The 23,568-nt window shown below is 43.1% G+C and carries 16 protein-coding genes; 8 read left to right on the top strand and 8 right to left on the bottom strand.

Annotated features, from left to right (window positions below; genetic code table 11):
- The first annotated feature begins 66 nt into the window (after window positions 1-66).
- Both murB and ACFFGT_RS14280 read left to right on the top strand, forming a co-directional pair.
- Entirely contained in the window at window positions 67-1,101 is a 1,035-nt protein-coding gene (murB, locus tag ACFFGT_RS14285) for a UDP-N-acetylmuramate dehydrogenase (protein ID WP_377023746.1), read from the top strand.
- 263 nt (window positions 1,102-1,364) lie between these two features.
- Window positions 1,365-1,901: an RNA polymerase sigma factor gene (locus tag ACFFGT_RS14280; RefSeq protein ID WP_377023218.1), complete on the top strand. Its 537-nt coding sequence runs from the start codon at window positions 1,365-1,367 to the stop codon at window positions 1,899-1,901.
- A gap of 97 nt (window positions 1,902-1,998) precedes the next feature.
- Here ACFFGT_RS14280 and ACFFGT_RS14275 read toward each other — a convergent pair whose 3' ends face one another.
- From ACFFGT_RS14275 to ACFFGT_RS14245, 7 genes are all read right to left on the bottom strand, one after another.
- The gene (locus ACFFGT_RS14275) at window positions 1,999-5,670 is read right to left on the bottom strand and encodes an ABC transporter permease (protein WP_377023217.1); all 3,672 of its coding nucleotides are present in this window, start codon (window positions 5,668-5,670) and stop codon (window positions 1,999-2,001) included.
- 110 nt (window positions 5,671-5,780) lie between these two features.
- Window positions 5,781-7,235: an alpha/beta hydrolase-fold protein gene (locus ACFFGT_RS14270; protein ID WP_377023216.1), complete on the bottom strand. Its 1,455-nt coding sequence runs from the start codon at window positions 7,233-7,235 to the stop codon at window positions 5,781-5,783.
- Window positions 7,236-7,309: 74 nt separating this feature from the next.
- Window positions 7,310-8,092, bottom strand: a complete 783-nt coding sequence (locus tag ACFFGT_RS14265) for an AraC family transcriptional regulator (RefSeq protein WP_377023215.1) — start codon at window positions 8,090-8,092, stop codon at window positions 7,310-7,312.
- Between the two features lie 200 nt (window positions 8,093-8,292).
- Window positions 8,293-9,399, bottom strand: coding sequence for an acyltransferase family protein (locus ACFFGT_RS14260; protein WP_377023214.1), 1,107 nt, complete (start codon window positions 9,397-9,399; stop codon window positions 8,293-8,295).
- 99 nt (window positions 9,400-9,498) lie between these two features.
- The gene (locus tag ACFFGT_RS14255) at window positions 9,499-11,964 is read right to left on the bottom strand and encodes a glutaminase family protein (protein ID WP_377023213.1); all 2,466 of its coding nucleotides are present in this window, start codon (window positions 11,962-11,964) and stop codon (window positions 9,499-9,501) included.
- Window positions 11,965-12,105: 141 nt separating this feature from the next.
- Window positions 12,106-12,801: a LytR/AlgR family response regulator transcription factor gene (locus tag ACFFGT_RS14250; RefSeq protein ID WP_377023212.1), complete on the bottom strand. Its 696-nt coding sequence runs from the start codon at window positions 12,799-12,801 to the stop codon at window positions 12,106-12,108.
- Window positions 12,798-13,871, bottom strand: a complete 1,074-nt coding sequence (locus ACFFGT_RS14245; RefSeq protein WP_377023211.1) for a sensor histidine kinase — start codon at window positions 13,869-13,871, stop codon at window positions 12,798-12,800. The genes ACFFGT_RS14250 and ACFFGT_RS14245 overlap by 4 nt, the downstream gene beginning before the upstream one ends.
- Window positions 13,872-14,039: 168 nt before the next feature.
- On the opposite strand from ACFFGT_RS14245, the gene ACFFGT_RS14240 reads away from it, so the two are divergent.
- The 6 genes from ACFFGT_RS14240 (at window position 14,040) to ACFFGT_RS14215 (ending at window position 22,081) form a co-directional block, all read left to right on the top strand.
- A complete protein-coding gene (locus ACFFGT_RS14240) occupies window positions 14,040-16,457 on the top strand; it encodes a TonB-dependent receptor (RefSeq protein WP_377023210.1) in 2,418 nt (805 codons plus the stop codon).
- Between the two features lie 184 nt (window positions 16,458-16,641).
- Complete coding sequence (locus tag ACFFGT_RS14235; protein WP_377023209.1) at window positions 16,642-19,269, top strand: sigma-54-dependent Fis family transcriptional regulator; 2,628 nt, start codon at window positions 16,642-16,644, stop codon at window positions 19,267-19,269.
- A gap of 175 nt (window positions 19,270-19,444) precedes the next feature.
- The gene (locus ACFFGT_RS14230) at window positions 19,445-20,200 is read left to right on the top strand and encodes an SDR family oxidoreductase (RefSeq protein ID WP_377023208.1); all 756 of its coding nucleotides are present in this window, start codon (window positions 19,445-19,447) and stop codon (window positions 20,198-20,200) included.
- Between the two features lie 233 nt (window positions 20,201-20,433).
- Window positions 20,434-20,808, top strand: a complete 375-nt coding sequence (locus tag ACFFGT_RS14225; RefSeq protein ID WP_377023207.1) for a hypothetical protein — start codon at window positions 20,434-20,436, stop codon at window positions 20,806-20,808.
- Between the two features lie 19 nt (window positions 20,809-20,827).
- Complete coding sequence (locus ACFFGT_RS14220) at window positions 20,828-21,001, top strand: hypothetical protein (RefSeq protein WP_377023206.1); 174 nt, start codon at window positions 20,828-20,830, stop codon at window positions 20,999-21,001.
- A gap of 69 nt (window positions 21,002-21,070) precedes the next feature.
- The gene (locus tag ACFFGT_RS14215; protein WP_377023205.1) at window positions 21,071-22,081 is read left to right on the top strand and encodes a hypothetical protein; all 1,011 of its coding nucleotides are present in this window, start codon (window positions 21,071-21,073) and stop codon (window positions 22,079-22,081) included.
- A 345-nt stretch (window positions 22,082-22,426) separates the two neighbouring features.
- Here the strand turns inward: ACFFGT_RS14215 and ACFFGT_RS14210 are convergent, their stop codons facing one another.
- Entirely contained in the window at window positions 22,427-23,428 is a 1,002-nt protein-coding gene (locus tag ACFFGT_RS14210; RefSeq protein WP_377023204.1) for a hypothetical protein, read from the bottom strand.
- Window positions 23,429-23,568 lie beyond the last annotated feature (140 nt).

Raw genomic sequence — 23,568 nt, 5'->3', positions numbered from 1 at the left:
TACTTTTGGTTACTTTTGCGCTTAAGGAGTTCTACAAATTCAAAATTCCGAAATCGAACATCCCAAATCCGAACTCAAAACATGCTGCAAATACAGGAAAACGTATCACTCAAAAACTTTAACACCTTTGCTATTGATACCCGTGCCCGCTACTTTGTGGAGATAGCTCATGAAGATGAGCTCCGCGAGCTGTTTGCCGACCCACAATGGCAACAAACCGAGCGACTGGTGCTTGGCGGCGGCAGTAATATGCTCATGGTTAATGATTTTGACGGACTGGTAATCCGTATGAATATCCGGGGGATTGAGCACCGCATCAGTCACGATGATGTTTTTATTGAAGCCGGCGGCGGCGAGGTATGGAACCACCTGGTGAACTATTGTGTTGACCACGGTTATGCCGGTATCGAAAACCTGAGCCTTATTCCCGGTTCGGTGGGCGCATCGCCTATTCAAAACATTGGCGCTTACGGCGTGGAACTGAAAGATGTTTTTCACAGCTGCCGTGCTTTTGAAATAGCGACAGGCACTTTTAAAGAATTTAGTAAAGCTGATTGCAAGTTTGGCTACCGCGAAAGTGTTTTTAAGGCCGAACTGAAAGGGCAGTATATTATAGTATCTGTAAAATTCCATTTATCGCTCATCCCTAACCTCAACACCCAGTATGGCGCAATAGGGCAGGAGCTGCAAAACAGGGGGATCGTAAACCCTACTATAAAAGATGTATCGCAGGTGGTAGCACATATCCGGGTATCCAAACTGCCCGACCCCTCAACTATTGGTAATGCAGGGAGCTTTTTCAAAAACCCGGTGATCAGTGCTGAAGAATTTGCTGTAGTACAGGCTGAATTTCCGGACGTGGTGAATTACCCGGCTGCCGATGGCGGTGTAAAACTGGCTGCCGGCTGGCTCATTGAACAGTGCGGCTGGAAGGGAAAAACCGTTGGCCACACAGGAACCTGGAAAAACCAGGCCCTCGTATTAGTGAACCACGGAGGAGCTACAGGGCAGGAAGTGTATAACTTTTCGTCGCAAATCATAGACAGTGTGTACACTAAATTTGGCGTTACACTACAACGGGAGGTTAATATTATTAGTTAAATAAGTTTATTTAAAGTGAATTTTCATTTTAAATAAAATTTGTTCTAAATAACATTCCTGTTACAATTGACCTTTTTATGAGTTTATTTTTCTTTGCTTTTTGTGCTTAATGGTCTGTTTTTCAGTATGGTAATTGTAATAATAGTGTAAAAAATACACAATTATTGAACTTTGTTGCCGATGCTTAAATGTGGACTTTTTACCACACACTTTAGGTTAATGGCATTATGCTTGTCTAATTGTTAACACAAAACTTTAACAAAATGACAAAGATTGAGTTTAACACCCTTGTACTACGTCAGGCGACTTCTTTAAGATCATACGCTTTACATTTCACGCACGACGCAGACGATGCTAACGACCTTGTCCAGGATACAATGTTGAAGGCCATAACTTACTATAACAAGTTTAAGGAAGGCACCAATTTAAAAGGATGGTTATATACCATCATGAAAAACACATTCATCAACAACTATCGCCGTTTTGTTAAAATGAGCACCTTCGTTACTAAAAGTGATGAAATTTCATCACCGAACCTGGTATTCAGTTCAACAAAAAACCAGGGCGAAGCCAAGTTTATAATGGATGATATTAAAAAAGCTTTAGACAGGCTGCCTGAAGATTATTATGTACCCTTCACTATGTATTTTGAAGGCCATAAATACCATGAAATTGCCGATCACCTGGATATCCCGATCGGTACTGTTAAAACCCGCATTCACGTAGCACGCAAGCTGCTTAAGAAAAACCTTAAGGCATATGATAACGGAATCGCCAAACCCGTTTACGCTGAGAATTAATATTCAATTAAACTCCATCATATATATTATAGAAAAACCCGCCCCACCAGGCGGGTTTTTTGTTTTGGGCTGATTTGCTGTTTAAGGGCTGTCAAAATCACTCACTCCGTAAACTCTTCACCGGGTTGGCCATTGCTGCTTTTATTGCCTGGAAACTTATTGTTGCCATTGCAATAATTATGGCGGCAAGCCCGCCTGCAGCAAATAACCACCAACTAATGTTGATGCGATAAACATAAGCTTGCAGCCATTGGTGCATGTAATACCATGCAATGGGGGCAGCTATGGTAAAAGCAATTGAAATGAGTATAATAAATTCTTTCGAAAACAAATAAACGATATTGCCTGCAGTAGCACCAAGCACTTTACGAATGCCAACTTCTTTTATCCGCTGTACAGCCATAAATGAGGCCAGACCATACAATCCCAAACAGCTAAGGAATATCGCTATTGCTGCAAAAATTTTATACAATTGTGCTAACTGATTTTCCTGTTTGTAAAAGCTTCCAATTTTATCATCAAGAAATTGGTATTCGTAAACAAAATCGGGAAAGGTTTGCTCAAATATTTCTTTAACAGATTGCATTGTAGAAGAAATGTTTGTGGCCGCCAGTTTTATTCCAACCTGGTTGTACATGGTGATGTTTGTGGTAATAAGCAAGGGGGCAAGATCATTACGAAAAGACCTGTCATTAAAATCTTTCAATACGCCAACAACAGGACATTTTATTTTATCATCCCAAATGCTTATTTCTTTGTTCAATATATCCTCCGGCTTTTTAAGCCCCAAACTTTTTAAGAGCGATTCATTTACCAAAAACTCTTTTGTCGTATTGGATGGTTGCAAATTTCTTCCGGCTATTAATGGTAATTTATAAGCAGGCACATATCCGTTGTCAGCAAATTTGGTAATCACCTTAAAATCTGTTTCTTTTACTGCATGGTCAAATTTTAATACACTCCATGTATCATTGCCATTTTCAACCGGTGTGTTAGAACTGTAGCTTACAGCCTGCACGCCGCTTACTGATAATAACTGTTTCTTTAAATAATCCAGTTTGCTTAGGCGAACGCTATCTACACGGAAAGGAACATTTATTATGGCATCTTTATCAAAGCCCAAGGGTTGATCCATAAAATAATTCATTTGCTTTACAATGATGAGCGTTCCGATAATCAGCGCCTGTGCAATGATGAATTGAAACACTACCAGGCTTCTTCTTAATGAGATCCCGTTTCCCGGATTGGTAGTGAATTTACTCTTTAACGCATTAACAGGGTTAAAACGGGATAAAACCATAGAAGGATAAAAGCCGGCGAGTATGGTTACAATAATTGTTATAACCACAAGGAATAAAATAATTGAGGGATTGGTTAGTATATTAAATGAAAGCGAAAGTTCTAAAAGTTTACTTACAGAAGGCAATGCAGCAATTGTAATAATGCCCGCAAATATTACCGCACTCATAACTATCAAAAATGTTTCAACAATAAACTGGATCTGTAATTGGGATTTACTGCTGCCCAAAACTTTTCTTATACCAACCTCCTTTGCCCGGTTAACAGCTTGTGCAGTGGAAAGGTTGATGAAATTTACGCAGGCAATTAACAGGATAAATGCTGCAATGAGCCACAATGCATTGAGCAGTTGATGACTGATTGTTTTGTTGCTGTAATTACCAGCCCGGGTATCATAATGTACCGCACTTACCGGTTGTATAATATGGCTGTCCTTATTGCCGGCAGACTTTACCTTTTGTGAATATGCTCTTAGCTGCTGATTGAAATTGTCGGCAGTAATATGCTGTGGCAACAAAATATAGCAACCAAAGTCAGCTACTGTTCCATCCCAATCGGTGGATTTTGCTAAATAATCTCCTGTAAACCCTGTTCCAAAACTAACAATAAGTTTTAGCTGAAAGTCTGAATTTGAAGGAATGGTTGCCAGGATCCCTGAAACTCTTAATACATCTGTGCCATGCTCGAACATATACCCGCCCATTTGCAGTTTGATGGTTTTCCCTATTGCTGTTTTCCAGTCGCCGAAATATTTTTCTGCAATCTCTTTGGTAAGTAACACATTGTTGGGATCTTTTAATGAGGTGTATGAACCGGCAAGCAGCGGGAAGTCAAAGATCTTAAAGAATGAAGGCTCAGTATAAAATAAGCCCCTCTGCTCTTTAAATGATTTTACTGTGTTTCCATTATTATCAGGTATCAGCAACTGGTCATTTTGGCTTGCGAAAATTGGGGCTACCTGTTCTATTTCAGGAAAAGCCGTTTTCAATCCAAGAGGCATTGGAAAAGGGACATCTTTTCCGTAAGTAATATTTGCTGATTCTGTATGATGATATTCGGTTAACACACGGTAGATACGATCTTTCTTTGCGTGAAAATTATCGAAGCTTGTTTGATATTGTATAATGATAAAGATCATCATGCAAACGGCAATGCCAACAGCCAGGCCGGTAACATTAATAGCAGTATAGCTTTTATTGCGCACCAGATTACGCCATGCTATTTTAAAATAATTTTTAAACATATAATTGCGGTTTAATTTGTCATGAAACCATTTAGGAGGGTTTTCACGATTCAAAATTACCGGCGTAGATTGGTGATGGCTTCCCAAATTATAAGATGGCTGCTCTTTTTTTAGGTTGTTTTTATATTCCAGCGGGCTTTTTCCCGTCATTTGCCTGAAAATGCGGTTAAAGGTGCTTTGGGAATTGAATCCCGATTCATACGAAATTCCCAGGAGGGTGATGTGATCATAAGCCGGGTCCTGCATTTTCCGGGTTGCCGCCTGAACACGATATTCATTAATGAAATCATTGAAGCTTTTTTTAAACACCGTATTGATGATCCGTGATAATTCATGAGTACCCAGCTTAAGTTTTTCGGCCAGGGAGCTTAAGCTTAATTCCGGATCCTGGTAATAGTGTTTTTCTTTAACCACTTTTTTTAGCCAGATACCTTTTTGTTTCAGATCAGCTGGTAGTAATGGTTTTAAAACTGGAGCAGAGCCAGCCAAGACGTGAGCTTCCTGTTTTAAAAAAGCTACGGCCGCTATCCAGATGGTCATTGCTACTAAAAGGAGGTATAAAGGATAATAAGCATGGATACTTAATTGGTAGTGGTAATAAAAATAGTCTGCAGCTGTAAAAGGGATCCACAACAGCCATAACAGGCCGAAACTTTTCAGTAAGCTATGCAGCCAGCGCAATTCGTGCCGATACCTGTCGCCCCCATTAAATTTTATTCGCCGGTAAAAGCGTTCTATCAGCCTGTGGGCCAGGTAAAGGTAAATCATGACCGAAACAAACGCCAGTAATTGCATTACCGGGTTCAGCTGCCGAAAGACCTGCGTTTCATAACTAACCGTGCCTGTTTTTATACTCTCACTAAATGCCAATGCCTGGGCACCCAATTCCAGCAGCAGCGGACTAAAATGCAGCAGGTCCTTGCGCCGGAATTTATACTCCGGCAGGGTAATTTTAAGCACATAAAAGAAGATAAGGGGGCCAAGTGCAAGCGAGAATTGCAGCGGCAGCCAACTCCAGTTGGTAATGTAAGCTGATAGCCCAATGTCGATACCTAATATCCTGGCTATCTCCAAAACGATTGTTAGCAAGGCCAGGGCTAAAAACCGGTTTGCAGCACGATTACTACTTTTGACTAATCCTAACAGCAGGGCAAAATTCAGCCCGATAAATATCGTTCCCAGGAAGGCCAGGTCATACAGGCTGATATGGAATGTATATAGATTCAAGTACTTAGCGGCTTTAATTGCTGTTCCAAGTTACCAATATGTTGGCAGATAGAAAAGTGACCATAGATCACGGAACCACCGCCAATCATCCCAAAACACGGTGCCATACTTTATTTTTCTTGCGACTTCAGCCATTCCAGGTACCTTTTGAGCAAAAAGTCATCCCATGCTTTCTTATATTCTGCTGTTACCACGCTAAAATGGTTGCCAGGGTAATAAGCAAAGGCAATATCGGCTTGGAGCTTTTTCATTTCAGTTTCCATTAACCTCACGGCAGGGCTCTGCACCGAATCCTCTGTCCCCACGGAAATCCGTAATTTCCCCTGCAGGTCTTTTTTCAAATCCTGCCAGTGCGTTATTACATATTGAGTAAGGTCGTAACGTTTCCAATACCCAACTACAGCAGGGTTTATAACCAGCGTTTCGGGGTCAAACATAAGCTCCGGTAGCCCGTCAGCGCCTTTTGGGCCAAAAACGGCGTCGAACGAAACATTTTGTTGCCCGCGGTAAAAAATACCTTCAATGCTATGCGTTATATTGGGTTTATCATACACAACACTGTCGAGTATCCGGGGCCTGTCCATGGTCAGCCCGTCGACATAATCATTCAGCTTTTTATCCTGGTAGAGGTTGGTGAATGAAAACCGGCGAAAATCTACCGGATCGGGAGCGCTGGCGTTCCCGGCCACAAAAAGCTTAGGATAATGCGTAAGCAGGTATACAACTGTCCAGCCGCCGCTGCTGTGCCCCCTGATCAAGCGTGCACCGTTCGTCCGGTACTGTTTATCCAATTGCGGGATAAACTCGTACGCGAATGCATCGCCTACCGGGCCAGTATTATCGCTGTTGGCATAGGTGCTATGCCCCAGCGAACAATCACCATCGAGGTAAACCTTGATACAGGCGACTGTGTCCAGCGGAACCGAAGCCAGCGTATCACTGCTCTCCGACTTAGAATAATGTATATAGCCGCCACCGAAGCCAGCGATCATAAAATAGACCGGGAAACGTCGTTTGGTTTCGGTATAATATTGTTTGGGCAGGATTACTGTACCCCGGATGTATTCCGGCTTATGATTAAAGCTGGTCAGCAATTTTGAACTGACTTTAATTTCCTTAACAAAGTGGCTGTCAACAAAGGCCGGAGCTTTAACGGCCTGGTCGCAAACCAGTGCAAACCCTTCTTTGGGATCATTCAAGCTGACCTTTCGGCTGAAATTGTACATATTGCCGGTGCTCAATCCTATGATACGGCCATCAATATTTAAATCCCATACGGCTTGTACATAATAATCGCCGCGTGGTATACGTGAAAGCAGCGTGGGATAGGACGTACACGAGTCGTTAAATACGATCTGCTGATCGGGCATGATATTTTTTACCTTCATCCGGTAACAGGGCCAGCCGGTTTCGTTTTTGGGATTTTCGTTTTTAGTAGAAAGATACAGGATCACGTTGCCTGTAAACGGGCCTTTATAAGCGGAAGGCTTATAACTCACATAAAACTTTTGGGCATTAGCGAATGTGGCCAGGAACAGGAAGAACAATAGGATATAATATCTCATAATTTATTTTATTTAATATTTATGATTAAAGGTAGGTGACGGAACGGCCTGAAAATAGAATGGTATTTGCCTTTTTAAAGTTTTTGATACTGTTTAGGAGAAAGAGAGGTATAGTTCCTGAAATTCCTGATGAAATGGCTTTGGTCTGAAAAATTGCAAACATGCGCTGTTTGCGTTAACAGCGTGCCTTCCTGTTTAATGAGGGATAAAGAATGCGCTATTTTTAGTTTGCGCATGTAGGCACCAAGTGTGCAGCCAAAATAGGCGGGAAAATGTTTGGATATAGTAATGGGATTTACTCCGGCTACCTGAGACAGCTCTTTCAACGTGATGGTTTTATTCCAGTTATCGTTTAGCTGTTCATTTACGATCGTGATCCAGTGCGGCGTTTTCTTTTTTGGGTTTATCCTGCGTGAAATGGAGGCAAACTCGTAAAACAGCATGGCAATCGAATCCGTGGTATGATCGTCATTGTGCAGCATTTCCCGGTATATTTTTAAGACCAGGAATTTTGCATCAGGGGATTTATTGATGGCATTTATTAGGTGCTCTTCTTTAATATGATTTTCCGCAAATACTACCGGTTTGATATCAACTGATAGGTAGCGGGTGGGAATTTCTGCAAAAGTAGTTTCGTGCGCTTCACCCGCGTGTAAATAGGCAAGGTCAGCTACTTTCCTTTCATAAGTCCCATGTTGTCTTTTCTCGGCGCAGCCGCCAGCCAGTATAAAAACCAGGTTCGGGTGTTCATGCTCATGTTTGCCCGCACCGTTCCCTGCGCAAAAACGGGTTGATACCCGGATATCGAGGTTATTGGTAATTCTGGTAATTTCTTTAATCAACGGAAGCTTGTTCATACGAATTCTTTCGTAAATTCCGTGCCAGATATATAATCATCTGATAATTAATTGTATATACGGTATTTGATTGAAAAAAATGTCTCGTAAGCGAACACGTACCGTACGGTTATTAAAATGAATTTTCCTTCTTGCCCCGTCCTGAAAAAGCTATACAGATTTGTGAGTAAATCCTGTAAATACTATACAAGCTATTCATTTTAGCCAAGTTTCTTTCGCAGCCATTTACGAACCGGCTCATCGTACCATTTCAAAGTGATATACGCCAGGATAATTGCACCTATCAAAATAGCTAAGGCATAAGGCCAGGCCTGTACAATGGTTACGCCTTTATGATTGCTGATCCATGCCACATAAAAATAAACCAGCGGATAATGCACCAGGTAAAGAGGATAGGAGATTTCGCCAAGAAATTTGCAGATCTTGTTCTCTGTTTGGGTATGAACCTCCCCGCCGGCGCCAAGGTAAACGATAAGCGGAAAAACGATAATGATGCAAACAGACTCGTAGATCCCGTTCATCCAAAGATGGCCTGCACCGCCTATGCGCGGCATATATAGTACAATGGCCACCAAGAGGCTGCACCACAAAAAGGCATTTTTAACGAGGATTGGCTTTGCTACACGTGAAAGTAACAGGCCGGCAAAGAACGGGTATATAGTGCGGGTAATACCCACGCGCACCTGTTCTAAATTCAGCGTCCAGCCACCGCTGACATCTCCATTGATGATAGCCAGGTGTGCAAGTGCTACGCCTGCAACGCATACTAATACAGTCAATGTGAGTTTTGAAAATTTTCTTATCCAAACCGCATAAAGGATGTTGGCGATGTATTCAAAGAATAATGACCATCCTACGCTGTTCATGGGGTGCATTTCCTGCCAACCTCGTATATCAAGCGATAGGGGTACGGGAAGGATGGTATAACCGATCAGCATCACCAGCAGCATCTTCCAAACGGGGACGATATGAATGAGCGGCCATATCGTAGAATCCGTAAAATAGAATCCGATAGCACCGAGTGTCATCCCTAAAATTACCATTGGCTGAAGGCGTTCGATACGGCGTTTAAGGAAAGTGCCGATTGTCATTTTATGCCAGCGATCGTCATAGGCATAGCCGATAACAAAACCTGACAGCAGGAAAAAGAAATCGACAGCCAGGTATCCATGATTAACGATGATATCCAGATGGCCTGTCCCCAGCGGTTCGGTTAAATGAAAGGTAACTACGATGATGGCTGCAACACCGCGTAAACCATCCAGTATCGGGTAATGCGGTTTGGTGATCAGTTTATTATTGTTCATTATATTAGGATCAGAGAATAGGGCGCTGATATAATATGAGCCGTACAGCCTCCACCTTCAACGTGGAAACTGTACGGCTCATAATTACATGTTCAGGAGTTATTTTGCGTTCAATTTATCAGCCAGTATTTTCATATAAAAACCACCTACTACGCTCCGCGCTTTGAAGTTTTCCCTAATGCCCGTTTTTGAATCGTAAAAATCGTTCAGGGGCACGCGTGATAGGGTCTCGAGAGCGTGTACATAAAGCGGCCTGATCAGTGCCTCGAACTGATCCTTTTGAGGAGCAAAAGTTGCCGTCCAGGCAATCCAGTCATTCTTGGTATATGATTTACGACTGTCCAGTGGGAGCCCGAACTTATTTATTTTAGTAAGATAGTACCGGGTTTCGGTATCATACACTTTTTGAGGGAATAAATTTAAGCCCAGTACCTTATCCCAAACCAGGTTATATTTCTGGCTCCAGGTATCTTTGTTGTCAAAAGTGAGTGCATAATGATCGCCGGCATCGGCCATTTTTATCCACTCAGGCACCATGCCCTCGGCTATGGCCCGGTATTTTTTAGCGGTTTGGGTTTCGCCCAATGTCTCAGCCATTTGCGCGTAGCAAGCTATGGCTACGATGGCTTTTACCGATAAGTTAGCGTTGCGGGCCAAATGTCCGGCAAAGTCGTCTGTACATAGCTGGGATTTCGGATCCAAACCTTCTTTGGTAAGGTAATCAACCCAGGTGGTTAGCGTTTGCCAGTGTTTTTTTGCATAGCCGGCATTACCTTCCGCTTTAGCAATAGCGGCACAAAGGATGATCATATTACCGGATTCCTCCACAGGCATCGGCTCACCGTAGGTTTGTCCGTTAGCCTTTGGATAAGTGCCGAGGTCATGTGCAGCCCATGGATGAGGATATTTGCCCGATTCACTGAAGTGGAAAATACCATTCAGCATACCCTGCATCAATTCCGGGTTATAAAGCAGGTAAAGCGGCGCTGAGGGATAAGTTACATCCACGGTATTTATGAAACCGCCGCTATTGTTTTCTTTAGATAGCCATAAGGTTTCACCTGCGGGGCTTTTAACCAGTGTATGCGCCGCAATGCTTTGACGATAGGCCAATACGCACAAGTATGCATATTCTTTACCTCCCGAACGCAAGGCATCTGCATAAACCTCCTTATCGAAGGCATTGCATTTTTGTGTAACAGATTGATATTCATTAAAGGCGTCTGTCAGTTCACCTTCAATGGTAGCTTTGCCCGAATTATTCCACCATGGCCTCAAATCAGTATTGAAGTACTGTACCGAAAACCGTTCGTCATAGCCTAATTCAACAAAGCGCTCAACAGCGTTTTTACCAACAGTTCCGAAGGGAATGATCGTATTTAGTGAAAGTGAATGGCCCTTTGATGCGGTTGATGAAACAGAACCCTTTTTGAATGCGTTAGCAGCTTCGCTGCCTTTGGTGATAAATTGAACCGCTCCGGCCGTTTTTGGCGCGGCCACATAAAAATAGCCCCAGTCGATACGCATATCATCGGCACCTTTTTGAAGAACGGGCTGCTCAACGGTGCCGGTTTTTAAAACAGAGAGTTTTGCGGTGGCATATTTTTGTGTAGTAACCGCCTGTGAAGGCTGGTAGACTGCGATATCAGATGACGCGCCGAGGAAAACTTTTACGGCGTGGTTTTTCCCGTCATTTGCGTTCACTTTATAAGTAACGTAAGAAACCGGACGGGATAGCAATCTCAGATCGTTTAACAGCAACGGTGAAGTGAAAGTAAGCTGAAGGTCCACTTTTCCGGCGGCGAAATTGTAAACAGTTTGCGTTGCATTTACTTCGACATTTTTTTGTTCGGCCAGTAAGATTTGGGCAGCATTATCTTTTAGTTTGTCTGCAAGGCCAAAATCCAAAAAGCGGCCGCCTGCCGTATTAGCCAGGTGAATAGCTATCACATTCTGACCCGCTTTAAGTGCACTTTTATTGATTGGGAAATATTGGAAACTGCTTGTCCAGCCTTTCTTCTCGTAAACACTGGTGCCGTTCAGGAAAACCTCAACGTTGTCGTCGTGGTTAAGTTTTAGCAAAAGCTCATTAATGCCGGCAATATTATTAAGATTAAACGTCCGTCTTACCCAAATATCGTCCGATTTCCATAGCGTTTTTACGCTCTTCTCATCGTCGCCGATCGGCGCCTGTCCGGATTTCCAGCCTGCGGTATTGTATTTTAGCGAGGTCCAGTCACCCGCTGGTTTATTTTCCGTGTAGTTAACGTTATAAGAGGCTTCATCAGAAGCGCTCAATATGGTTTTATAGCTGGTTTGCTCTTTGCCAAGGAAACGATAGATCTTCCCATCCACATTGATCAGCCCCAGCAGAGAGTGCTCTGCGCCTGTCCAATGTGTTGTGGTAGAGTTGTTCAGTTGATCGGTATTTGACCAGATGCTAAAGTAAGTGTTGTGGGTGATCAGCGGATACGCAGGTGCTTTTCTTTCCTGTGCATGCACAGTGCCGGTCAGGCATGCATAGGCCAACAAGACCAATGACTTAAATCGGTTAGATTGGTTCATGGATAGTATATAATTGATGTTTTATTCAGATCGTAAAAGTAAGTAAAGACGTTGCCGGGATATCTTCATATTGTATCAAAGTCCATGCATATCGTCTCATTTTCGCATTTTTTTGCCTTTGGTTGGTGTTATTTATCACTGTCACCTCTTTACTTGTTGTACCAGCGCCTTATAGGTATCCCCTATGGGCAATTCTAATTTACCGATCTCTACATCATTCGTCGTAAAAGCTGTAACGTGCTCCAGGTTTACAATAAAACTGCGATGTATTCTTAAAAAGCCTTTGCCATTTAATTCCTTCTCCAGGTCACTGATCTTGTACTTTGAGATGATCACGTTTTCTTTAGTATGTACGTGAACGTAGTCTTTCAGGCTTTCCGCATATAAGATATCATGCGTATTCACCTTAAAAAACTTATGGCCCGATTTCAAGTAGACAAATTGCACCTCGGATGAAGATAGCACTTCGGGCACGGTATAGTTAACCGTATTCAAATAACGTTCAACAGATTTAAAGAAACGGTCGAACGTGATGGGTTTCAACAAATAGTCGATCACACCCAGTTCAAAGCCATCAAGCGCAAATTCGCGGTAAGCCGTCGTAAGGATGGTTTTAGGCGGATGCTGCAGGTTTTTTAACAGGTCCAGTCCGGATAGCTGCGGCATTTTGATGTCCATAAACAATAAGTCGACTGTGTGCCTTTGCAGTACGGATAATGCCTGGATAGCATTGGTACAAGTCCCCATCACTTCAAACAAATCCAATTGCGCAATGTGTTTTTGCAATAACTGGATAGCCAGTGGTTCATCGTCTACAATAAGGCAGCGGATCTTCATGTCAGGTCAATATACAGTTCAACAACAAACGTATTTTCATTTTGTGCAATTCTCAATGTATGCCGGACGGGATAGATCAGGTCAAGTTGCTTTGTCAAATTCGGCAGCCCGATCCTTTCCGAATGCTCAATTTCCGGTTTAGAATAATAGGTATTAGCTACTTTAAAAGTAAAACGATCCACTTCAGCGAAAAGTTCTATATCAATAACCGGCGATCCGGTATCATTGCCGGCCCCATGTTTAAAAGCATTCTCTACAATAGATAATAAAATAAGTGGTGCTATTAAAATATCGTGCTGCTGATCGATTTTAAAATTTACCCGCAGCCGTTCATCATAACGCAATTTTTCCAGGCTGATATAGTTTTTCAGCAACGTAATTTCCCCGGATACAGGCACATACTTTCCATTGCATTGATACAGGATATAATCCAACATTTCAGAGAGGTGGGCAATAGAACCGGAGGTTACAGGAGAATTGCTGAGTGAAAGCGAATAAATATTATTCAGCGTATTGAACAAAAAATGAGGATGCAATTGGGCTTTAAGTAACTTCAGCTCTGCCTCGGCTTTTTGCTTTTCCAATTCGACAGCGCGTTTTTGGGTTTCAGACTGATCCTTAGCTACTTTAACAAAGGTGAAAATGGCGGCAGCCGCCAGCATATCAAAAAGATAAACATACAGCAATTTAGGCAGATCGGTCAGGATCTCTCCGTATGTCTCAAAAGATTTAGGCTTTACGCAGGCCAGCGGTTCGCAGATCTTAACAATGAAGATGCGGCCTGTTACGCAAGCAAGATAACAGTTAGCCAGTAAGGCGATCACCGCAAGTACATACCGTTTACGGAAAAAAAACAGCGGTACTACGCCATAGGCCAGGCCGTACGCGGCAATCATTTCTGCCAACATATACAGGGCATCGGATGTGAACTCGAAACCATAGGTGCCTTGCCTGCCATCCCGGTATTTACTGGCACTGACGGCAACGAGCAGGTAGCCAAGCCAAAAGGCCGCATGGCTCAGCCAGCGATGCTTTCGGTGAAGATCTAAAAGCCGGTCTAAAAAACTCATCAGAGACAATAATAAGTATTTTATGGCTGCGGCGGTGCATCCGTCGATGAACAGGCTAAAGTGCCCCCTGAATCGGCTTCAGGCGATGATCCTGCCTGTCTGTAGGTCGTTTTTACCTTTCTGTTCGCCGGCTTATTTATGGATGGTGTTAAGGCTTATTCTTGTGTCATGAGGCCATTGTATATACTTTTGTTTTTTGTTATTTATGGTTCGTTTGCTTATGCACAAGGAAATATCCTGGGCAAGATAAATGATGACAAAAACCTGCCTGTTGCAGGCGCTATTGTCCGGCTGCAAAAATTACCGGATACCGCAATCTATAAGGTGCTGACAACCGACACGTCGGGACGTTTTATTTTTAAAGATGTTTTTCAGGGGAATTACCTGTTGAAAATCAGCCTCGTAGGTTATCAGTCGAGCAAGCTCCTGATAACCTGCAGGGATAGCCTCACAGATGCCGGTGTCATTACCTTAAAATCTGCTGTTGTGCAGTTACACGAAGTATCCATTCAGGCTAAAACTCCCCTGATCGAAAAACAGATCGATAGGACCGTGGTCAATGTGGATCAGAATATCGCTAATACAGGAACGAACGCCCTGGAACTTCTGAAAAAATTACCTGGCGTACAGGTTACTCCAGACGGGCAGGTCACCCTTAACGGTAAATCGGGTGTCAATGTCACTATCGACGGGCGAACGACGTTCTTGTCGGCCGATGACCTGGCCAATTTGCTAACCAATACGCCCTCGTCGGATATCCAGAAAATCGAGATCATGACCAACCCATCGGCAAAATATGATGCTGGAGGCACCGGCGGCATCATTAACATCATCCGCAAAAAGAATACGAAAAGCGGGTTTAACGGAAATGTCACAGCCGGTACCGGGCTGGGGCCGCACTACAGCCGTTACAACAGCAGCCTGGTTCTCAATTTCAAAACCGATAAGTACAATTTATACCTGAATAACAGCTACGGTTACAGCAACGGCTACACCTCAAGTTACGGCACCAGCGATATCATGAACGGTAATGCCTTAGCTTCCGAACAAAACACCACCAACCAAGCGACAACCATCAATAAAGCCTACAATTCATCGGCGGGTATCGACCTCTATCTGTCAAAAAAGGCCACGCTGACGTTGACAGGCAGCGTCTCGGATCGCAGCTCTAACAATAATTTGACCTCTATACTAACCACCGCTGACAGCAACCGGGTTAAAACGGGCAGTGAAAATTTTAATGCGCTGAACATCGATAAGCCGCTTAATTTCACCACGGGCATCCAGTTATTGCATAAGCCGGATACGACGATCAGGGCCTGGTCGGTTGATGTGGATTACTCCGACTATCGTTACCGGCCCGGCCAGTACAATACCGGCTTAAACTACGACCCTTCGGGATTTTTTTTGAACCGCAGCAATGTATTTATCGACGAGATGCGGACTTTACATATTTTAGGGGCAAGAACAGATTATGTAATGCCTTTACCCGGTAATGGTAAAATCGAGGCTGGCCTGAAATCGAGCTATGTAAAAACCTTGAACAACAGCATTTATTATAACCAGGTCAACGGGCTAAACGTGGCAGATCCGTCTCAAAGCGATGATAATGTGAACAGCGAGAATATCAATGCGGCGTATATCAATTTCAACCGCCAATACAAAAAAATAGCAGTACAAGCCGGCTTAAGGGCAGAGCAAACGCAGATGGATGGTAAGCAGCTCAACAACGCCGCTTCCTTCCATCAAAATTATTTCGGGTTGTTCCCCACCGTTTTTGTCAACGACAAGATCGATGAGCGCAATACCTTAAATTTCCAATTCGGGAAACGCATCGACCGGCCCGACTACCATGAACTGGTACCCTTCAGGCGGCCGCTTTCGGCGACGCTTTCTTTCCAGGGTAACCCTAATCTCAAACCGGACATCAACTGGCATTCCGAATTGACCTGGTCGTGGAAGAATACGTTTTTCGTCACCGCAGCTTATGATCTCGACCATAATTATCTCCGCACCTTATACTATCTCGATTCCAATAAAACGACCATTACGCGGATGCCCACCAACATACCGCTTGCACAGTCCTGGAATGTCGACCTAAGCTTTAATAAAGTGCTGGTCAAATGGTTCACCACCAACACCACCGCCACCTTTTACCAAAATCTGTTTAACGGCACCGCCAACAACGGGTTCAGCTTTGACGACCCGGGGTTTGTCACGCTCGATCTGGTGACCAATAACAGTTTCCGTTGCAGCGATAACCTATCGTTAGAAGCCGATTTCGAGTATGAATCGCGCCGGCAATTTGTGGGTTCCATTTTTGGCGCTTACTCGGTTTTAAGCCTTGCTGCCAAACAAAAATTGTTTCATGGGCAGGGTTCACTCACCTTGAACGCAAACAATATATTAAACACCGAAAGCCGGGGCAGCAGCGATCGTTATCTCAACCTTATCCAGCACGGTTATTCCTATGTTTATTCGCGGGCTTTTTTATTAACCTTCAATTACCGCTTTGGCAGCGGCAAACTCGCCAAAACGCAAAGCAAGTCCGGTTCGGAAGAAGAGCAGAAGAGAGCTGGAAATTAATTTGCTGATGATATTGCTAACGTGACATGAAAACAATTATATCACTCTTTTATGATCAGTTGTTAACTTGGCACTTGAAACAGGGATTGCCAATAAATGTCATTTACTTTTTGGTCAGCCCTGGCCTGACTCACCTTTATTTTCCCTAAATTGCCGGCTCAATAAGCTATCTTATTAACGCTTCATGAAAAGGGTAAAAGATATGGATCCCGGCCTTTCAGTTCCTTCTCTCGCTTCACTTGAACAGGAAAGAAGAATCTTATCGGACCTGGGTAACGATATTACCGGAGTACGGGATAAAAATGACCTGATTATCCTTTTTTCAAATCGGATCAGGAGCCTGTTCTATTTTACGCATACGATCGTGACCCTCATCGATGCCAGGGATGAAACCTATACACCCTTCCTACTCGATCATAAATCCTCTCCCATCCGGTCACATGCGATATACCCGGAATTGATAAAGGCGCATTTTTCACTGAACGAGTCATTCATTCAAGCCGCATTGCGTGCAGAGGAACCCATCTCTTTTTTGCTGGAAGATATTATGGACCAGCCGCAAAGCCCCTCCTTTCTGCGAGCCAATTATGAAGCCGGCGTAAAGGAAATACTGATGACCAGGCTTATGAAAGAGGGGAAGCCAATGGGGTTTATTCATATTTATTCCGATAAACCTAATAGTTTCAGCATTGAATTCCGAAACGTTATTAAAGGTATTGCGCCACAGTTATCGGGTGCTGTATCCAACATCATCAAAAATGAAGAGATAATTAAAAAGGAAAAGGAGAAATCCTTGCTCCTCGATTTTAGTAATGGCATCGCAACCGTAAGAACGAAAGAAGAACTGGCCCTGGCCGTTCGCGCCGTGTTAAAAAAAATAAATCCACCGGGTGGTTTTGTCATTCGCAAGATCAATGAAGATAACACCACTATGAGTCCCTATGCTTATGATCTTACTAAAACGCATGATCCGAAAGTGATAGATGCGCTGGAGCAAGCCAGATATCCTATTAATGACGGACTGCAGGACCGTGTACTAAATAGCGCTATCCCTTTATTGTTCAAGGTAGACAGGGAAATACAGCGCGGCATCACCTCATCTTATTTACAGTATTGGAAGACGATGGGATTCAAAGAAATTGTGGGCATCCGTTTGCGGAACGGCGAAACGAATCATGGAATTTTGTTCCTGGACATTCAAGAGATCAATGTTCAGTTGTTGCAAGGCATTTGTTCGCAAATATCCATCGCCCTGGCCAATATTATGGCCAATGAGCAAATCAATAAAAAGCAGGAGGAGCAGGCTTTTTTGCTCGATTTCAGTAGCGATGTTGCACTGGTAAAAACCAAGTTGGATCTGCAGGCAGCTATTTTTAGGGTACTGGACAAAACCATGCATACACAATTGTCCATGATCCGGATAATAGACGAGGATGACTATAACTTGTCAGCGTTTATGTATGATGAAACGTTATTTGAAACAGCAAAAACACATTTCGCAGAATTACTTGCCAACCGCGTCACTGTCGAAGATGCTTATACAGCAGAAGTACTTGCCAGTGAGGACGGGATAGTATTTAATATAGAGGAAGAGCTAAAGACCGGCAACACCTATGCAAGATTATGGAAAACTACCGGCTTAAAAAATATGTACGGCCTGCCATTGCGGGTTGGCAACAAAAATATCGGCACCATCTGGCTACTGGCAGACAGGCTGAGCAAGCTGATGCTGAAAGGTATTTGTGCACAGATATCCATTGCCATTGCTAATATACAAGCCAATGAAAAGCTGCTGGCCTATAAAAAGCAGCTCGAGGTAGAGAATGACTATCTGAAAGAACAGATCAAAACTATCTATAATTTTTCGGAAATTATTGGCAACGGTGAGCAGATGCAGGAGGTATACCGGCTCATGTCACTGGTGGCAGGGACCAATACCACAGTTTTGATATTGGGCGAAACAGGTACGGGAAAGGAATTGATTGCAAGGGCCATTCATAACGCATCGCCGCGTAATGACAAATTGATGGTGAAGGTGAACTGCGCCGCCTTACCTGCCAATTTAATAGAAAGTGAATTATTCGGTCATGAGCGGGGCTCATTTACCGGTGCCATAGACCGCCGCATAGGTAAATTTGAACTGGCAAATAATAGCACCCTGTTTCTGGATGAAGTTGGCGAATTGCCGCCCGAGGCTCAGGCAAAATTGCTGCGCGTGATCCAGGAACGCGAACTGGAACGTTTGGGAGGCAAACAAACCATTAAAGTTGATGTACGTTTGATTGCTGCTACTAACCGCAACCTGGAAGAAGAAGTGAAGGCGGGCCGTTTTCGCGCAGATTTGTACTTCCGGTTAAACGTATTTCCCATCAATCTGCCTCCGTTACGTGAGCGGCTGGAAGATATTGAACCACTTACACATTTTTTTGTAAAGAAGTATAGCCGTAATACAGGCCGTAAGATCAGGAAGATCGCACCAAAAGTGATACAGCAATTGCGCAGCTATACCTGGCCGGGCAATGTGCGGGAGTTGGAGCATTTGATAGAGCGCAGCATATTACTTACCACCGATGGTATTTTGCATGATGTATACATCCCGCAAAATACCGTTACAGATAAACAGGAGCTACCCCATCTTTTAAACCATTCCCTTGAAGAGGTTGAACGCAGTTATATTATTGAAATACTGAGGCGTTGTTCAGGCAAAATTTCAGGTCCCGGCAGCGCCGCCGAAATATTGAAGATCCCTGGCAATACATTGCACTCCAAATTGAAGAAATTAGCCATCACCAAAAAGGATTATTTTAGCTAATCCATGTCTGCGACACTCCGCATTGTTCCCTTTATAAGGTGAAACAAGTAGTGCTTTCACTAAATATAGTGAAAAAATAACTCCATTTATTTTATATTTATTTGATTATCAATTACTTAATTGATTGGCATCGCATTTGAATTAACAGTGCTGAAACAGTTAAAAAAGTTAAATTATGAAAATCGTAGTCATTGGAGGCTCCGGCCTCATTGGAACCAAAGTAGTTGCCCATCTTCGTCAGGCAGGGCACCAGGTGATTGCCGCCTCTCCGGCCACTGGCATCAATACCATTACAGGAGAAGGCTTAGCGGAAGCTATGAACGATACCGATGTCGTTGTTGACCTTGCCAACTCACCCTCTTGGGAAGACCAGGCTGTCCTGGATTTTTTCCAGACATCCGGCCGCAATTTGCTGGCGGCAGAAATTAACGCAGGCGTAAAACATCATCTGGCTCTGTCGATTGTTGGCATCGACATTATGCAAAACATCGGTTACATGCGGGCCAAAAAAGCCCAGGAAGATATTATCAAGCAGTCGGGGGTACCTTATACGATCATCCGCAGCACCCAATTCCTTGAATTTCTGAAAGGTATCGCCGACCAGGCCACCGACGGGAACGAAGTACATCTTTCAGACGTGTGGTTCCAGCCCATCGCTGCAGACGATGTGGCGGCCTTCGTCGCCAAATATGCCTTGGCAGCACCCATCAATGGCAAGGTAGAAATAGCTGGTCCGGAACGGTTTGCCATGTATGAAGTGGTGGCCCAATACCTGCGGCATGCAAATGATCTGCGGAAGGTAGTACCTAACGGCAAGCCATCATACTACGGCGGGGAAATTAGTCATAAAGCGTTAGTACCGGCCGGACAGGCAGAACTGGGGACCATCAACTTTGAAAAATGGTGGAGTAATCAATTACAAAAAGTCTGAGATAAATTGGTCTGCTGGCTGTTAAAACGAAGATGACAGGTGCCAGTTTGCCGAGGCGATTGTAATGGGAATGCACTTTCTACCTGTTCGTGCATTAGGGTATCCTTACACCGACATATGACCCGGTCAACAACACGGCAAGTTAACAGGCAGCAGGCCAAACCTTCAGACTATTTATAAAAATGAAAAGACAACAGTCGACTTAATTACACAACTCCTTCAAAAAGTTAAAAATGAACAGTGAACAATTAATTGAATTAACCAAAGAACTCATTTATAATGCCACACATTTTAACGTGCCTTATGTGGAGCAAATTTATTCAGATAAGCTGCTGATCGTTAAAGTAGACGAAAATGGCGGGGTAGATACCATGAACAAGGAACAGCTGATGAGCTTCGTCCGGGGGAATAAAGATGCAAACATGGAGCCCCTTTCTACTAAAACTGAGTATCACTACGCTGTGTCCGATGGAAATATGGGGATGGTGGTGATTACCCGTGAATTGGTATTTGATGGAAAATTGAATAGAAAATTCTTTACAGTCATCTGGGAATATTTATCGGAAAGGTGGCAGGTTGTCAAAGAATCTTCCGTGGTACGAGTATAAATTATTAAAATCAAGCGAAATGAAAGATTTTTTATTTGGGTCTTACGCAGATCCTAAAACTAAACAGAACGGGCAAACTGATGAAGAAATCCTAAAAAATTTCGACCCGAATGAGGAAAGCTTAAGCGAAGGCGGTGAGTATATGGACGACGATTTAAGAATGGTGGAGCAGCCCTTTGATCGAAATATTTAAAAGGATTTAAAGCCAACTCATATTTGGCCCCGCGCAAATCATCTATCGTTAACCTCTAAAAAAATAGCCATGATAACCTACAATATGGAAATCAAGAATCCAGGTCCGATATTAACTGACCTGTTAAGCGCAGTTCACGGCTTTAATGCTGCAGACCATGTGTATGTAAGTAGCATAACATCGGAAGAACAACTAACTCCAGCGGCATCCGGTTCATCGTTAAGCGCATTTGATATCAAGGAATCGCCGCTACCTGATATTTTAAATATACTGGGAATACGCAGCCTCACTTTAAATTCCGTTCATCACCTGGAGACGCTTTCCCGGCTCAATGTCGCTGCGCCCGCAACGGCAATGGAAAAACGTATGCGGGAATTTTTTAAGGATGGTGAAGTGATTAAAGACCTTCAATCGATTTTCAGCAATTGCCGCACCATTGCTTTTGATGATTGGGCAACAATAAGCGGGGCCTCTGTTTTGTGGGATGGGTTGCTGACAGATGTCATCAGGCCGCTTGGCAAAATCGATCTGGAATTTATCTTCTACCTGGGCGATCCTGCGAAAAAGCTTTCTTTTGAGGTAGATGAAGCCCTTGATATCATCAGCGCCTTTTCATTGCATGGAAAAGTGACGTTTGCATTGGATGAAAATGAAGCCATCCGGTTATGGATGATATTAAATGGTGTACAACCGGGTACAGAAATTGTTGAGCAGTCTGCTGCTGATCTAAAAAAGAAGTACATCTCAATTTTCAGAACGATGAATATTACCCGGCTCCTGATTTATTCGGCGAACGACGCGATATTATATGCTGATGACCAACAGTTTGTTCTTTCCCGAAAGAAGGTGGATTATAGTATAGAAATTGCTTCAGACGCCCGACAAAACTTTATTGCCGGCTACAGCATTGGTGTGCTTCTGCAACTCGATATCGGACATTGTATCGCGCTCGGCCTCATTGTGTTCGGCTCCCATGGCGAATTAAAATCCTCCCCGGAACGAAAGGATCTGTATGCTTATATCCGAAACTGGATTCAAGACCTCGAAAAATCAGCAGGCATACAACTTTATCAAGACTGAATTGAGTTATAGATTGAAGATACCTTAGTTAAAGATGTTTTTTTATTGAGAAATGAAAATAACAAAAAACCCATTACTATTAGTAATGGGTTTTAAACTTTGTGGTAAATCTTCGGTAGTACCTAAGATTTCTCTGCTCCTGAGGCTGGGCATTTTTCGAACCATTTTGTTGAAAATTTGCGTGCAATCGCCAATTTTGGACTCACAATCATTGCTAACAACAATATTGGAACAGGGAAAATCCAAACCCTAACCGGGCATTTATAAAACTTATCAAAACACCATATAAGCCGTAGAAATAATACCTGCATGATAAAAGAACACCTACCTTCATACCTGAATATGCTACAACTCGCTTTTCAACGTCTTTTTCAACTGACTCAAAAATCCGGCTACACTTTTCGCACTTCCCGAGGTTGGTTGCTTAACAGTACAACCCATCTTTACGAAACTTTTCAGATCTTCCATCTGCCATATCGCTGCACCACTCATTCCCGGATAGTCGTTTTTAAAACCTTTCAACTGGGTCTTGATCTCTGTTACTGATTTACTTCCTTTATAAGTATCGCATGTACTGAATGAACCACGTACCATAAATACCGGATAAATCGGCTGCTTAGGCTTAAGCGCCCCTACCCAGTCTTTTATTTCGTTTTCTGCACCGCCATCATAACATTGTAAATACAAAGCATCAACCACGTTTACATCTGATGCTTTTAGAATACTGCCCCAATAAGCGTATCCTTTATAAGGGCATAATGTCATATGCATGTTTAGTTTTGCCGCAATCTTGCCCATCGCAATAATAGAAGGGCTGTCATACACAGATTCGTCGTCAATACAAAATGCATCGGCACCAAGCACCTCTTTGAGCACCTTACAGATATTATATAACGTACTCTGTTCACCGATACCAGTCACTATACCCGGCACCGTCTTAGATGGGTCATACCAGTCACGGATAAAATCAAATGTGTTTGGTGGCTGCCCATACCAACGCCCTTCCAGTAAAATTTCAATCCGGGATATGGAAGATTTTCTTTTGAGATCTGTCACCCTTCGCACATAGGAAGAATCACCCACCCATTTACCGTTATGAATAATAGGCTGGTGAGAATCACCAGAATACAGGTCTCCGTTTGCATGAATGTAAAAACTTGATAACAACAGCGTATTAAATCCGCTGTGTTTCAACAACCGGTAAGTAGTATCATTGCCCGGATATAAACCCCTGCCATATATACCCAGGTTTTTGGCAGGTAAAGGCGCGGCGGGTGCATAGGTTTGTTGTGAGAAACACAAATGAGAAAAAGCAGTTAACAAGATAACTAAAAATAATGCCTTCATAATAAATAATAGATAATAAAGGCCAATCTAAGCAGAAAGTGGCTAACCACTATGTTTGTAGTGGATCTGTTACCTATTTGTTCCAGGTAAATCATGATAGTTCAAACATAGATAAATCAAAAATCTAAGGCATAAAAAAG

The organism is Mucilaginibacter angelicae (assembly GCF_042434235.1).
In the GTDB taxonomy this organism is placed as follows: Bacteria; Bacteroidota; Bacteroidia; order Sphingobacteriales; family Sphingobacteriaceae; genus Mucilaginibacter; species Mucilaginibacter angelicae.
This window is presented reverse-complemented; position numbering and strand designations above follow the sequence as displayed.